Consider the following 14,900-nt stretch of genomic DNA (forward strand, 5'->3'; position numbering starts at 1 on the left):
CATGACCATCCCCACCCTGACGACCCCGAACTCCTACGCCCGCAGCCAGGAGATCTTCGACCGCGCCGTGCGCGTCATCCCCGCCGGCGTGCCCGGCCACCTCGGCCCGAGCGAGGGGTGCTTCATCCCCCGCAGCGCCTTCCCCCTGTTCTCGGAGCGCGCCGAAGGCACCCGGTTCTGGGATGCCGACGGGAACGAGTTCATCGACTACATGTGCGGCTACGGTCCGAACGTGCTGGGGTACGGCGACCCGGACGTCGCGGCCGCCGCACAAGCGCAGGCCCGTAAGGAGGATGTCGTCTCGATCCCCTCCTCGATCATGGTCGACTTCGCCGAGCTGCTGGTCGACACGGTCGCCTCGGCCGACTGGGCGTTCTTCGCCAAGAACGGCGGCGACACCACCACCCTGGCGATCATGACGGCTCGCGCCGCGACCGGCCGACGACGCATCGTGTTCATCGAGGGCTACTACCACGGTGTGGCGCCCTGGACGCAGAAGCTCGACTACCCCGGCGTGCTCGACACCGATGTGCAAGGCAACATCGAGGTGCCCTGGAACGACATCGCCGCGATGCGGCGCGTGTTCACCGCGCACCGCGGCGAGATCGCCGCCCTCATCGCCCAGCCCTACAAGCACGGCAACTTCTTCGACAACGAGCTGCCCGCCGAGGGGTACTGGACGCAGGTGCGGGCGCTGTGCGACGAGTTCGGCGTCGTGCTGATCTGCGATGACGTGCGCGCCGGCTGGCGCCTCGACCTGGCCGGAAGCGACCACTACTACGGCTTCGAGGCCGATCTCATCTGCTTCTGCAAGGCGCTGGCCAACGGCTACAACGTCTCCGCTCTGTGCGGGAAAGACAGTCTGAAGGAGGCCGTCAGCAGCATCACCTACACCGGCAGCTACTGGATGAGCGCCGTCCCCTTCGCCGCCGGCATCGCCACGATCACCAAGCTCCGCCAGCTGGACGCCCCGCGCCTGTTCCGCGAGCTGGGCACCGCGCTCACCGACGGGCTCGTGGACGTCGCGGCATCCCACGGGCTCACGATGGTCGCCTCCGGCGAGCCCGCCCTGTTCTACCTCCGCATCGCCGACGACCCTTCCCTGATGCTGCATCAGCGCTGGGTGGCGGAGTGCGTGCGGCGGGGAGTCTTCCTCACCTCGCACCACAACCACTTCATCAACGCCGCCCTGACGATGCCCGACATCGCGCGGACGCTCGACGTGGCCGACGAGGCCTTCCGCGTCGTTCTCGACGCGGGGATGCCGCAATGACCACGCCGCGAACAGCCGCGGTCTTCGCCGCCTACGCCGCTCAGGGTCTCGGCTACGCGACCGTGGTCACCGCCCTTCCTGCACTGAAGAGCAGGGTCGGAATCGACGACGCGACGGTCTCGCTCCTGCTGCTGAGCACGGCGGTGGCCGCCGCGCTCGGATCGATCCTGGCCGATGTGATCGCCGTGCGTCGCGGCAGCCGGCAGGCGCTCGTCGCCGGGCTGCTGACCCAGGCGGCGGCACTGGCTCTGATCAGCCTCAGCGACGCGCTGCCGCTGCTGGTCGTCGGCGTCGGCCTCTACGGCGTGGGCGTGGGAGCCGTGGATGCCGCCTCCAACATGCAGGGCGCGATCAGCCAGCGCCACACCCGCACCCCGATCTTCGGCCGCCTCTACGCCGCGTACACGACCGCGGCGATCGTGGCGACGCTGGTCACGTCGGCGGTGCTCGCGTGGGGGCTGCCCGCGCTGGGCACACTGCTGGTGGCTGTCGTCGTCCAGTGCGCGGTCGCCGTGTGGGGCATCGGCGCGTTCCACCGCGAGCGCGCCGCGCACCGGGCCCACGACGACCATCGCACGCGCACGCCCCTGCCGCGCGCGGCGATCTGGGCCGTCGGCACCCTCGTGTTCGCCGCGTTCGTCGTGGATGCCGCAGTGTCCAGCTGGAGCACCCTGTATCTCGCCGACGGGCTGCAGGTCGCACCGGGCCTCACACCCCTGGGGTACGGCGGCTACCTCTTCGCCGTGCTCGCGGTGCGCCTCGCGACCGACCCCCTGGTGCGGCGCCTCGGCCGCACCCGCGTGGGGGTGGCCGCGGTCGTGATCGCGGCCGCCGGCGCCGTGGTCGTCGCACTGGTGCCGACCCTGCTGGGGGCCGTGATCGGCTTCGCGGCGATGGGCGCTGCGGCGGGCGCGCTCGTGCCGATCGCCTTCAGTCGCGCCGGCGAGCTGCTGCCCGCCCGCAGCGACGAGGTGATCGCCCGGGTCAACCTGTTCAACTACGGCGGCGCGATCGTCGGCGCCGTGGCGCTGGGCCTGCTCGCCGCGGGCGCGACGCTCGGGCCGGCGTTCCTGATTCCCGGGCTGCTTCTGGCCGCCTCCTCCCCGGTGCTGCGTGTGCTGCACCGCACCGACGCGCCCTCCGAGGCCTCCGCCACCGCCGCCACCGCCTCCGCCTCCGCCGAGAAGCCGCCGACCGCGTCGGCCTGACGCGCCGCGCCGCGCCGCTCAGCCCTCCCCGCCCGGAAGCGAATCCTCCCCTCGGCATCCCGCGAGAAACCATCTGCCGCGTGAGAAACGCCGCGGGGCGGTGTTTCTCGCGCCGAAAGCTGTTTCTCGCGGCGGCATCCGGCGGGGAGCGGATGCCGTCAGGCGGAAAGGAGGCGGGCGGCTTGACGGGCGGCACCGAGCGCGACGTACTCTCCTGGCGCGGGCACCGTCACGGGCACGCCGAGCACCTCCGGCGCGATGCGGCGGACCGCCTCCGACTGGGCACCTCCACCCACGAGCAGGGCGCGTTCGATCGGCACCCCGAGCCCGCGGATCGCGTCGAGGCCGGCGGAGAGCCCGCGCAGCATGCCCTCGACCGCCGCACGCGCGAGGTTCTCGCGCGTCGTGGAGGCGAGGGTCATGCCGGTCAGCTCGGCGGTCGCATCGGGGAGGTTCGGCGTGCGCTCCCCCTCGAAGTAGGGCAGCAGGCGCAGCCCCCCGGCGCCGGATGCCGCGGCCAGCGCGAGCCGGCTGAGCTCGGTGTGGTCGACGGCGAGCAGCCGGGCGGTCACGTCCAGCACGCGTGCGGCGTTGAGCGTCGCCACCAGCGGGAGGAAGTGGCCGTCGGCATCCGCGAAGCCCGCGACGGTGCCGGTGGGGTCGATCGTGCGCTCCGCACTGACCGCGAACACGGTGCCGCTGGTCCCGATCGAGACGACGACGTCGCCGACCGTCGCGCCCACCCCGAACGCCGCCGCCGCGTTGTCGCCCGCGCCCGCGCCGACGCGGCGGCCGTCGGCATCCGTGACCGACTCGAGAGGGCCGAGCACCCGCGGCAGCGCGGCGTCGTGGCCAAGGCCGGCGACCAGCAGGTCGCGGTCGTATGCACCGGTCTCGGGATCCCAGTAGCCCGTGCCGGAGGCGTCGGAACGGTCGGTGATCAGCTCGTCGAACGCCGCGGTGCCCTCACCCACGGGGCCGAACCCGCGCAGCCGCCAGGTCAGCCAGTCGTGCGGCAGCGCGACGGCGGCCACCCGCGCGGCGTTGTCGGGCTCGGCGTCGCGCAGCCACCGCAGCTTGGTGATCGTGAAAGAGGCCACGGGCACGAGGCCGGTACGTCGAGCCAGCTCGTCGGCACCGAACTCGGCGATGAGATCGGCGGCGGCGCCGGCCGAGCGCGTGTCGTTCCACAACAGGGCGTCGCGGACCACGCGGCCGCGCGCATCGAGCGCGACCATGCCGTGCTGCTGCCCGCCGATCGCCCACGCCTCCACGTCGTCGATGCCCCCGGCATCCGCGATCGCCGCCTGCAGCGCGCTCCACCACGCCTCGGGATCGACGCTCGTGCCGTCAGGGTGCGTCGCGCGCCCCGACCGCACGATCCGGCCGGTCGCCGCGTCGACGATGACGACCTTGCAGGACTGCGTCGACGAGTCGACGCCCATGACGAGTGCCATGTCGGCATCCTCTCTTCGGTGGATGGTCACCGCCCACCGAGGCACCGTATCCGCACCGAGACACCGACGTGCGGCGGGTGTCTCGGTGCGGACGTGGTGTCTCGCGGGTGGACGGTCGAACGGATGCCGGGCTCAGCGCGCGCCGAGCAGGTGCTCGGTGGCCAGCTGCTGCAGGCGGACGAAGCCGAAGCCCTTGCCCCCGAGGTACGCGTCGGTGTCGAAGTCCTCGTAGGCGGAGCGGTCGGCGACGAAGTCGTCGTAGCTCTCACCCTCGGCGAACGTCGGCTGCGTCAGCTCGGCGACGCGCGCGGCGGCGAGGGCCTCCTGCACCTCCGGATCGGCGCGGAAGGCGGCCGCGCGCTCCTTCAGCAGCAGGTAGGTGCGCATGTTGGCGGCTGCCGAGTCCCACACGCCCGTCTCGTCCTCGGTGCGCGAGGGCTTGTAGTCGAAGTGGCGCGGGCCCTCGTAGGACTGCCCACCGCCGGGGCCGCCGTTTTCGAGCAGGTCGACGAGCGCGAACGCGTTGTGCAGGTCGCCGTGGCCGAAGACGAGGTCCTGGTCGTACTTGATGCCGCGCTGACCGTTGAGGTCGATGTGGAAGAGCTTGCCGTGGTACAGCGCCTGCGCGATGCCGGCCGCGAAGTTCAGCCCCGCCATCTGCTCGTGTCCGACCTCGGGGTTGAGGCCCACGAGCTCGGGCCGCTCGAGCGACTCGATGAAGGCCAGGGCGTGGCCGACGGTGGGCAGCAGGATGTCGCCGCGCGGCTCGTTGGGCTTGGGCTCGATCGCGAAGCGGATGTCGTAGCCCTTGCTCACGACGTAGTCGCCGAGGAAGTTCACGGCCTCGCGGTAGCGCTCCAGGGCCTGGCGGATGTCCTTCGCCGCGTCGTACTCGGCGCCCTCGCGGCCACCCCACATGACGAACGTCTGCGCGCCCAGCTCGGCGCCGAGGTCGATCTGACGCAGCACCTTGCGGATGGCGAAGCGGCGCACGTCGCGGTCGTTCGAGGTGAAGCCGCCGTCCTTGAAGACCGGTGCGCTGAAGAGGTTGGTCGTGACCATCGGAACCTTCAGACCCGTGGCCTCCAGCGCACCCTTGAGACGGTCGATCTGGTGCTGGCGATCGGTGTCGCTGGAGCCGAAGGGGAAGAGGTCGTCGTCGTGGAAGGTGAGGCCGTACGCCCCCAGCTCGGCGAGCTTCTCGACCGCGTGCACGACGTCGAGCGGCGGACGGGTCGGGCCGCCGAACGGGTCGGTGCCGTTGTAGCCGATGGTCCAGAGACCGAAGGTGAACTTGTCGGCGGGGGTCGGGGTGGTCATGACGCTCCTTCGCGGACTCCCGGGCGGGAGGTTTGTTGTTGACAGCAACCTATACCACGACGCACCCGTCGTCTACCGCGCCGCCCGGCATCCGCGCCTCTAGGGTGGACGCGTGGCACGCGCAGAGGGAACCGTCGAAGGCGTTCGGCGCGCCAACCTGTCCCGCGTCCTGCGACTCGTGCACGAAGACGGCCCCCTGTCCCGTGCCGCCCTCACCGAGATGACCGGTCTGAACCGCTCGACGGTCGGGGCGCTCGTCGCCGACCTCGTGACGGCGGGACTCGCCAACGAGGGCGCCCCCGAGATGCACCGGCGGGTGGGACGCCCCTCGCCGTCGGTCGCGGCCGCCGCCGACGTCGTCGCCATCGCGGTCAACCCCGAGGTCGACGCCCTCACCGTTGCCGCCATCGGGCTCGACCGCGCAATCGTCTGCCGCGAGCGCATCGAGCTGACGGGACTGCTCACCCCCGACGAAGCCGCCGCCCTCACCGTGGAGGTCGTCGAACGCTGGCGTGCAGGCGCGCTCGCATCGCATCGCATCGTCGGCATCGGCGTCGCGGTGCCCGGGCTGGTGCGCGCCGCCGACGGACTCGTGCGCCGCGCCCCGCACCTCGACTGGACCGACGCACCTCTGCGCGACGAGCTCGCGCGCGCCACGGGCCTGCCGACGGCGATCGACAACGACGCCACCCTCGGCGCCCTCGCCGAGAGTCGCTACGGCGCAGGTCGCGGCATCGCCGATCTGATCTACGTCAACGGCGGCGCGAGCGGGATCGGCGGCGGGCTCGTGATCGGCGGCCACCTCGTGCGCGGCGCGGGCGGCTACGCCGGCGAGCTCGGTCAGAACCGCCCGGGCATCGCGCAGCCGGCCGATCGACGCTCGGGCGTGCAGGGCACCCTCGAAGACGAAGTGAGCCGCTCGCGGCTGCTCGCCGTCGTGGGACTGCACAGCGCCGACGAACCCACGCTCGAGGAGACGATCCGCACCTCCGGGAGCGTCGAGGTGGCGGCCGAGGTCGAACGCCAGCGCCGCATCCTCGCGACGGCGCTGGCGAACGCGGTGAACGTGCTCAACCCGTCGATCGTCATCCTCGGCGGCTTCCTCGCGACGATCCTGGATCAGGATGCCGAGGCCCTCCAGAGCGCCGTGCGCGCGCAGGCCATGGCCATGAACGTCGAAGATCTGCAGCTGCGCGCGGCCGGCCTCGGACCCGACCGACTGCTCGTCGGCGCCGCCGAGATCGCCTTCGACGCGCTGCTCACCGACCCGCTCGCCGCGCTTTTCGACGCCGGATGACACCCGGCATCCCCGCGCTCAGCGCAGCGGTGCGGTCGTCGCGCGCGGGATGAGCCGCGTGGGAAGCACGAGGTGCGTCGCCTCGGGGGTTCCCCCGGCGAGCATCGTCACCAGCATCCGTGCGGCCTCGGCGCCGAGGCGCTGAATGGGCTGGCGCACCGTGCTGAGCGGACGCGCCGTGAGGAAGGCTTCGGGGATGTCGTCGAATCCGATCACCGACAGGTCGCCCGGCACATCCAGTCCCAGCTCCCCCGCCACCTCGATGAGCCCGAGCGCGGTGCGGTCATTGGCGGCGAACACCGCCGTGGGCCGGTCGGACTGCTGCAGCAGCGCACGCCCGACGACACGGACCGTGTCGGGGTCGTACATGCCCACGGCCACGAGGGCCGGGTCGAAGCGGATGCCGGCCTGACGCAGCGCGCGGCGGTAACCCGCCTCGCGCATCTCCGACGAGCGCAGTTCGGGCCGCCCCGCGAGAAACCCGATGCGCCGATGCCCGAGCTCGAGCAGGTGTGTCGTCGCCTCGAATCCGCCGGCGAGGCTGTCGGATTCGACCGAAGGGATGTCGACGCGCCCGGCGTGCGGGTCGACCGCGACGATCGGCACGTCGGCGTTCACACCCACTACGGTCGGGGTCACCATGATCGCCGCGTCGATCAGCGTCCCGCTGAGGCGGCTGAGCGAGCGCCGCTCCCACCCCTGCGGGTCGCTGTCGCGTGCTCCTGCGTACGCCAGCAGGTCATAGCGATGACTGCTCAGTGCCGCACCGACGCCTTTGAGCACCTCCGCGCTGAACGGCTCGAAGTCCGAGACGAGCACGCCCACGACCCCCGTCCGGCGAGAGCGCATGCTGCTGGCGACGAGGCTCGACTCGTAGCCGAGCTCGGCGACGGCATCCAGCACGCGGGACACCGTCGCGCTGGCGACGCCGTAGCGCCCGTTGACCGCTTTGGACACCGTGGCGACCGACACTCCGGCAGCGGCGGCGACGTCATGGATGGTGGCTCGGCGATTCACGGGGCGATCCTACGGGGACGGAAACGTTATTGAAAAGGTTTTTGAAAACGTTTGACGTTGTTGACAACAAATGGACACACTGTTGCTCATTCCGGCCCGAACCCGTTCACCGGAATGCTCCGTGCCCCGAATGACCGGGGTGAGGCTCAATGAGGAGGACAGGAATCACATGAAGGCGAACAAGATCCTGACCGGAGCGGTGCTCCTGGTCGCGGGCACGCTCGGTCTGAGCGCCTGCAGCGGCGGATCCGGCGGGACCAACGCCGACGGCAAGGTCGAGATGACGCTCTGGCAGAACTCGACCACCGGTCCCGGACAGCAGTTCTGGAAGGACGCGATCGCGGCCTTCGAGAAGGAGAACCCGAACGTCACCATCACGATGCAGTCCGTGCAGAACGAGGACATGGACGGCAAGCTGCAGACCGCCCTGAACGCGGGCGACGCCCCCGACATCTTCCTGCAGCGCGGCGGCGGCAAGCTCGCCGCCATGGTGCAGGCGGGCCAGCTGATGGACCTCACCGACAAGATCGGCGACACCGCCAAGTCGGAGATCTCCGAAGGCTCCTTCAAGGCCGAGACCTACCAGGACAAGGTGTGGGCCATGCCGCTGGCGGTGCTGCCGAGCGGCTTCTGGTACAGCTCCGACCTGTTCACGAAGGCGGGCATCACCACGGCGCCGACCACGATCAGCGACCTGGAGTCGGTCGTCGGCACGCTGAAGTCCGCCGGCGTCGCGCCCATCGCGCTCGGCGCGAAGGACGCGTGGCCCGCGGCGCACTGGTACTACAACTTCGCGCTGCGCGAGTGCAGCCCGCAGACCATCGAGAAGACCGGGGACTCGAAGGACTTCAGCGACGGCTGCTGGCTCAAGGCCGCCGAAGACCTCAACGACTTCGCTGCGACGAAGCCGTTCAACGAGGGCTTCCTCACGACCTCCGCCCAGCAGGGCGCCGGCAGCTCCGCCGGTCTCGTCGCCAACCACCAGGCCGCGATGGAGCTCATGGGTGCATGGGATCCGGGTGTGATCGCCTCGCTGACGCCCGACGAGAAGCCGCTGCCCGACCTCGCCTGGTTCCCCTTCCCCGAGGTCTCCGGCGGTCAGGGCGAGCCCGGATCGATGATGGGCGGCGTCGACGGCTACTCCTGCTCGGTGAACGCGCCGAAGGAGTGCGCCGACTTCCTCAACTTCATCGCCTCGGCCGACCAGCAGAAGGCGTACTACGCGGCTTTCAGCGCCCCGCCCGTCAACAAGACGGCCCAGGAAGCGGTGAAGGAGACGTACCTGAAGGACGTGCTCGCCGCCTACAACAAGGCGCCGTTCGTCTCGCAGTGGCTCGACACCGTCCTCGGCCAGAACGTCGGCAACGCGCTGAACGTCGCCGTCGTGGATCTGCTGGCCGGAAAGAGCAACCCGCAGCAGATGATCCAGTCGGTCACCGACGCGGCCAAGAAGGGCTGATCGGATCGTGTCCCTTCGCGAGACCTCCGTGGCCGTCACCGACCCGGAGACGGATCTCGCGCAGCACGACGGGGGCGGCGTCACGCCGCCCCCGTCCACGCCGCGCCGCCGTCCCCGTGGGCTGGGCTGGGCCGGGAGATTCGAGATCGCGGTGCTCGTCGGCCCCGCGCTGCTCATGTTCCTCGGCTTCGTCATCTTCCCCGTGGCGATGGCGGCGTACTACGGCTTCTTCCGGTGGCAGGGCTACGGCACGCCCACCGACTTCGTCGGACTCCAGAACTACCTGACGATCCTCACCGACCCGACCTTCATCGAGGCCCTCGGCCACAACGGGTTCATCGTGATCGCCTCGATCGTGCTGCAGGGACCGGTCGCCGTGCTGCTGGCCCTGCTGCTGAACCGACGGATGCGGGGACAATCCCTCATCCGCGTGCTGATCTTCGTCCCCTACGTCATCGCCGAGGTCGTCGTCGGCACCGGCTTCAGCCTCATGCTCCAGACGCAGGGCGCCCTGAACGGGCTGCTGGAGAGCTGGGGGCTCGGCGCGTTCGCGCACGACTGGATCGCCGATCCGTCGATCGCGATCTGGACGCTGATGGCCATCCTGACGTGGAAGTACGTCGGGTTCGCCGTGATCCTCTTCCTCGCCGGACTCCAGGGCATCCCCGAAGAGCTCTATGAAGCGGCGGCGCTCGACGGCGCCGGCTACTGGCAGACGCACTGGCGCATCACGCTGCCGCTGCTGGCGCCGACGCTGCGCATCTGGGCGTTCCTGTCGATCATCGGAGCGCTCCAGCTGTTCGATCTCGTCTACATCATCTGGGGCCAGTACGTGGCCTCGACGGCGGGCACCTCCACGATGGCGACCTACATGGTCGTCAACGGCCGCAATGCCGGCAACTTCGGCTTCGGCAACGCCGTCGCCGTCGTCATCTTCGCCATCTCACTCATCGTCGCCCTCATCTACCAGCGCTTCGTCCTGCGTCGCGATACGGCCGGCGCCATCACCGAAGGGAAGAAGACCCGATGAGCGCGCTCACCGTCGACACCCCCGCCTCCACGGCCACCCTGGCCACCGCGACCCGGCGCGGGCGCGGTCCGCGCCGCACGACGGAGCGCCTGCCCTGGGGCAGCCCTCTCGTCTACTTCATCGCACTCGTCGTCATCGCGCTGATGCTCGCGCCCGTGCTGTACATCATCATCGGCGGCTTCCGCAGCAACTCCCAGATCACGGTCGACCCCGCCGGCTGGCCCGATCCGTGGAACGCGCAGAACTACCTCAACGTGCTCACCGGGCCGCAGTTCTGGCGCCAGGTGCTCAACTCGGTCATCGCCGCCACCGCGACCACGGCGGGCGTGGTCGCCCTGGGCATGATGGCGAGCTACGTCATCGCCCGCTACCCGTTCCGGGGTCGAGGTGTGCTCTACGCCCTGTTCGCGGCGGGACTCATGTTCCCGATCACCGTCGCGATCACGCCGCTGTACATCGTCATCCGCAACCTCGGACTGATGAACTCCCTCGCGGGCATCATCCTGCCGCAGATCGCCTTCGCACTGCCCACCACGATCATCATCCTGGTGCCGTTCCTGCGGGCGATCCCGGATGAGATCCAGGAGGCGGCGTTCATCGACGGGTGCAGCCGGCTCGGCTTCTTCTGGCGCATGGTGCTGCCCCTGTCGGTGCCGGGCGTCATCACCGTCGGCATCCTGGCGTTCATCGGCAGCTGGAACAGCTATCTGCTGCCCCTGTTCATCCTCAACAACGAGGCCAGCTTCACCCTGCCACTGGGCGTGCAGGCCTTCTCCTCCCAGTACTCGGTCGACACCGCCAAGGTGCTGGCCTTCACCTCACTGTCGATGCTCCCCGCACTGCTGTTCTTCAGCCTGTTCGAGCGTCGCATCGTCGGCGGCCTCACCGGCGCCGTGAAGGGCTGATCCGCATGACGATCTCCGACCCCCCCCTGCACCGTCCGCTCGTCGAGCCGGCCTCGCCGCGGGTCGCCGCACTGATGGCCGCGATGACGATCGAGCAGAAGGCGGCCCAACTGACCGGCTTCTGGGTCGACCAGGGCGACGAGGTGGTGGCGCCGATGGCCGGCGAGATGCGGGCCGGTGAGGTGGCCGCCTCGGACCGCTACGCGCAGTCTTCGGCGCACGGCCTCGGCCACCTCACGCGCGTCTACGGCACGAGGCCCGTGGATGCCGCGGAGCGCGCGGCCTGGCTGTGGAACGAGCAGCGGCGTCTCGCCGCGGCATCCGGCCACGGCATTCGGGCGATCGTGCACGAGGAGTCGCTGACGGGCCTTGCGGCCTGGAAGGCGGCGACCTTCCCGACACCTCTGGCCTGGGGCGCGGCGTTCGACCCGGAGCTCGTCGAGCGGATGGGACGCCTCATCGGCGACTCGATGCGAGAGCTCGGCGTTCACCAGACGCTCGCGCCCGTGCTCGATGTCGTCCGCGATCCCCGCTGGGGTCGGGTCGACGAGTGCATCTCGGAAGACCCCTACGCGGTGGCCACGATCGCCACGGCGTACGTGCGCGGCATCCAGGACGCCGGAGTGCACGCCACCCTGAAGCACTTCGTCGGATACTCGGCGTCGCAGGCGGGTCGCAACCACGCGCCCGTCCACGCCGGTCCGCGTGAGCTCGCCGACGTGTTCCTGCCGCCGTTCGAGATGGCGGTGCGCGACGGCGGCGCACGCTCGGTGATGAACTCCTACACCGACATCGACGGCGTACCCGTGGCCTCCGACCCGCGACTCCTCACCGAACTGCTGCGCGGCACGTGGGGCTTCGACGGCGTGGTCGTCTCGGACTACTTCGCGATCGCCTTCCTCGAGACGATGCACGCCGTCGCCGCCGACCGCACCGAGGCCGCACGCCTGGCGCTGACCGCCGGCATCGACGTGGAGCTGCCCAGCGGCGACGCCTACGCCGCTCCCCTGCTCGCCGGCCTGCGCGACGGCCGCATCGACGAAGCGCTGGTCGACCGGGCGCTTGCCCGCGTGCTCGCGCAGAAGGAGGAGCTGGGTCTGCTCGATCCCGACGAGAGCGAACCGCCGACCGCGATCGACCTCGACTCGCCGGCGCACCGCGAGGTCGCCCGCCAGCTCGCCGAGCGCTCGCTCGTGCTGTTGTCGAACGACGGCACCCTCCCGCTGGCGACCGGCGCGGCCGGGCCGGCACGCATCGCGGTGATCGGCCCGAACGGCCACGACGCCTCGGCGCTGATGGGCTGCTACTCGTTCGCCAACCACGTGCTCGCCCATCACCCGGGAACGCCGTACGGCTTCGCGATCCCGACGGTCGCCGAGGCGCTGCGCGCGGAGCTCCCCGACGCCGCCGTCGTCTCGGTCGCGGGCTGCGAGGTCGAGGGCGAGGACCGGTCGGGCTTCGGTGCGGCGGTGGATGCCGCGGCATCCGCCGATGCGGCGATCGTCGTGGTCGGCGACCGCGCCGGCCTGTTCGGACGCGGCACCGTGGGCGAGGGCAACGACGCGGAGAGCCTGGAGCTGCCGGGCGTGCAGCGCGAGCTCGTCGACGCCGTCGTCGCCACGGGCACGCCGGTCGTCCTCGTGGTCGTGACCGGCCGGCCCTATGCGCTCGCGTGGGCCCTGGACGGCGACGCCGATGCGCGGCCGCGCGCGGTGGTGCAGGCGTTCTTCCCGGGCGAGGAGGGCGGCGTCGCGATCGCGCGTGTGCTCTCCGGTGCGGTGTCGCCCTCGGGTCGACTGCCCGTCTCGCTGCCGCGCTCGGCGGGTGCGCAGCCGTTCTCGTATCTGCATCCGATTCTGGGCGGCAACAGTGATGTGACGAGCGCCGACAGCGCGCCCGTGCGTCCGTTCGGCTTCGGCCTCGGCTACACGACGTTCACCCGCACCGACCTGTCGGCGCCGGCGGAGGTCGATGCCGGCGGGGTTCTGCCCGTGAGCGTCACCGTGACCAACACCGGCTCGCGCGCCGGCACCGAGATCGTGCAGCTCTACGCCCACGACGTCCACGCCAGCGTCGTCCGCCCGGTCGCACAACTGCTCGGGTACGCGCGGGTCACGCTCGAGGCGGGGGCGAGCGCACGGGTGCACTTCGAGGTGCCGACCGCACGCCTGGCGTTCACGGACCGGGGCGGCATCCGCATCGTCGAGCCCGGCCGCGTCGATCTCTGGGTCGGCGAGTCGGTCGCCGACCGCGAGACGGTCGCGACGGTCACCCTCACCGGCGACGTGCACCCGGTCACGGCCGCCGATGCCCGCATCGTGGGGACACACGTCGAGTAGCGGTCTTTCGCCTCTTCCGCCACTCGACCAGACGGCCCGCCCCTTCCCGGGGCGGGCCGTTCTTCCGCGCGATCAGTCGAGGGCGAGTTCGACGGTCGCGAACGCGTGCGGCGGCAGCTCGACGCGCAGGACGCCCGCCTCCAGCGTGGCGTCGAGAGGCATCGGGCGCACCGCGTCGGGCGCCTGCGGGGTGTTGTGCGCCGCGGCATCCGGCCCTGTCAGTACCCGCGCGCGCACGAGCGTGGCACCCCGACCGCGCAGGTCGAGCTCGACGGGCAGTGCCTCGTCGACGCCGACGTGCGTGAGCGAGACGAGCACGGCGCCGTCCTTCGTGGATGCCGACAGCGACAGCGCCGGCAGGTCGGCCCCGTCGACTCCCACCCGCAGTGCCGACACGACGTGTGCGGGCACCGACAGCGCATCGTGGTGACCGACGTTCATCTCGTACACGTGGTACGTCGGCGTCAGCACGAGCCCGCCGTCGTCGTCGGTGAGGATCATCGCCTGCAGCACGTTGAGCGTCTGCGCGATGTTCGCCATGCGCAGCCGCGCCGCGTGGCGGTGGAATACATCGAAGTGGATGCCGGCGACCAGCGCATCGCGCACCGTGTTCTGCTGGAAGAGGAACCCGGGGTTCGTGCCCGGTTCGACGCTCCACCAGGTACCCCACTCGTCGCACACGAGGTCGATGCTGCGCTCGGGGTCGTAGGCGTCCATGACGGCCTCGTGGGCGCGGATCACGCGCTCGATCTCGTATGCCTTGCCGATCGTGCGCACGTACTCGTCGCGCGAGAAGGACGTCGCCGACTCCTTCTGGATGCCGGTGCCGGCGTGCGTGTAGTAGTGGAACGAGATCGCCTGGAACGGAGAGCGCTGCGGGTCGGGGGCGTTGGAGGACATCGCCGAGGCCATCAGCGCGTGCGTCCAGCGCACGTCGTCGTCGGCGGCGCCGGCCGCGATACGGGTGAGGCTGTTGCCATCGTGCTCCCTGCAGAAGGTCGCGTAGCGCCGGGCGAGGGAGGTGTAGTACTCCGGCGTCATGTTGCCGCCGCACCCCCACGCCTCGTTCCCGAGCCCCCAGAACGGCACCCGCCAGGGCTCGTCGCGGCCGTTCTCGCGGCGAAGACGCGCCATCGGACTGTCGCCCGAACGGGTGAGGTACTCGACCCACTCGCTCATCTCCTGCACGGTGCCGCTGCCGACGTTGCCGTTGACGTACGGCTCGGCGCCGAGCATGTGGCACAGGTCCATGAACTCGTGGGTGCCGAAGGCGTTGTTCTCGACGACGTCTCCCCAGTTGGTGTTGACCATCGTCGGGCGCTCATCGCGGGGCCCGATCCCGTCGCGCCAGTGGTACTCGTCGGCGAAGCACCCGCCGGGCCAGCGCAGGTTCGGGACGTGAAGGCGGCGGAGGGCCTCGACGACGTCGAGGCGGATGCCGCGCTCGTTCGGGATCGGCGAGTCCTCCCCCACCCAGAAGCCGCCGTAGATGCACCGGCCGAGGTGCTCGGCGAAGTGCCCGTAGAGGTGGCGGCTGATCTGCGGACCCGTGACGTCGAGGTCGACGGCGGCGCGAGCGATGGTCATGACGGCTC

At 70.8% G+C, this 14,900-nt stretch carries 11 protein-coding genes; 7 read left to right on the forward strand and 4 right to left on the reverse strand.

The window, feature by feature from the left end; genetic code table 11:
• Position 1 precedes the first annotated feature (1 nt).
• The gene (locus DEU37_RS06260) at positions 2–1,273 is read left to right on the forward strand and encodes an aminotransferase class III-fold pyridoxal phosphate-dependent enzyme (RefSeq protein ID WP_121189739.1); all 1,272 of its coding nucleotides are present in this window, start codon (positions 2–4) and stop codon (positions 1,271–1,273) included.
• A complete protein-coding gene (locus DEU37_RS06265; RefSeq protein WP_121189740.1) occupies positions 1,270–2,481 on the forward strand; it encodes an MFS transporter in 1,212 nt (403 codons plus the stop codon). The genes DEU37_RS06260 and DEU37_RS06265 overlap by 4 nt, the downstream gene beginning before the upstream one ends.
• 158 nt (positions 2,482–2,639) lie before the next feature.
• On the opposite strand, the gene xylB is transcribed toward DEU37_RS06265, so the two are convergent.
• Positions 2,640–3,938, reverse strand: coding sequence for a xylulokinase (gene xylB, locus DEU37_RS06270; RefSeq protein WP_121189741.1), 1,299 nt, complete (start codon positions 3,936–3,938; stop codon positions 2,640–2,642).
• A gap of 132 nt (positions 3,939–4,070) precedes the next feature.
• On the reverse strand, positions 4,071–5,258 hold the full coding sequence (gene xylA / locus DEU37_RS06275) for a xylose isomerase (RefSeq protein WP_121189742.1): 1,188 nt from the start codon (positions 5,256–5,258) through the stop codon (positions 4,071–4,073).
• Positions 5,259–5,370: 112 nt separating this feature from the next.
• Between xylA and DEU37_RS06280 the strand changes: the two genes are divergently transcribed.
• Positions 5,371–6,555, forward strand: coding sequence for an ROK family transcriptional regulator (locus DEU37_RS06280; protein WP_121189743.1), 1,185 nt, complete (start codon positions 5,371–5,373; stop codon positions 6,553–6,555).
• Positions 6,556–6,573: 18 nt separating this feature from the next.
• On the opposite strand, the gene DEU37_RS06285 is transcribed toward DEU37_RS06280, so the two are convergent.
• Positions 6,574–7,572, reverse strand: a complete 999-nt coding sequence (locus DEU37_RS06285; RefSeq protein ID WP_121189744.1) for a LacI family DNA-binding transcriptional regulator — start codon at positions 7,570–7,572, stop codon at positions 6,574–6,576.
• Positions 7,573–7,741: 169 nt separating this feature from the next.
• Here DEU37_RS06285 and DEU37_RS06290 point away from each other — a divergent pair, with 169 nt between their 5' ends.
• Genes DEU37_RS06290 through DEU37_RS06305 form a run of 4 tightly spaced genes read left to right on the forward strand, consistent with a single transcriptional unit; the run spans position 7,742 to position 13,305 of the window.
• On the forward strand, positions 7,742–9,031 hold the full coding sequence (locus tag DEU37_RS06290; RefSeq protein ID WP_121189745.1) for an ABC transporter substrate-binding protein: 1,290 nt from the start codon (positions 7,742–7,744) through the stop codon (positions 9,029–9,031).
• 28 nt (positions 9,032–9,059) lie between these two features.
• Positions 9,060–10,061, forward strand: coding sequence for a carbohydrate ABC transporter permease (locus tag DEU37_RS06295; protein ID WP_121190030.1), 1,002 nt, complete (start codon positions 9,060–9,062; stop codon positions 10,059–10,061).
• Positions 10,058–10,966: a carbohydrate ABC transporter permease gene (locus DEU37_RS06300; RefSeq protein ID WP_121189746.1), complete on the forward strand. Its 909-nt coding sequence runs from the start codon at positions 10,058–10,060 to the stop codon at positions 10,964–10,966. Before DEU37_RS06295 ends, DEU37_RS06300 begins: the two co-directional genes overlap by 4 nt.
• A 5-nt stretch (positions 10,967–10,971) precedes the next feature.
• On the forward strand, positions 10,972–13,305 hold the full coding sequence (locus DEU37_RS06305) for a glycoside hydrolase family 3 N-terminal domain-containing protein (protein ID WP_121189747.1): 2,334 nt from the start codon (positions 10,972–10,974) through the stop codon (positions 13,303–13,305).
• Positions 13,306–13,377: 72 nt separating this feature from the next.
• On the opposite strand, the gene DEU37_RS06310 is transcribed toward DEU37_RS06305, so the two are convergent.
• The gene (locus DEU37_RS06310; RefSeq protein ID WP_121189748.1) at positions 13,378–14,892 is read right to left on the reverse strand and encodes an alpha-N-arabinofuranosidase; all 1,515 of its coding nucleotides are present in this window, start codon (positions 14,890–14,892) and stop codon (positions 13,378–13,380) included.
• Positions 14,893–14,900 lie beyond the last annotated feature (8 nt).

Origin of the sequence: Microbacterium sp. AG790 (assembly GCF_003634765.1) — a bacterium.
In the GTDB taxonomy this organism is placed as follows: Bacteria; Actinomycetota; Actinomycetes; order Actinomycetales; family Microbacteriaceae; genus Microbacterium.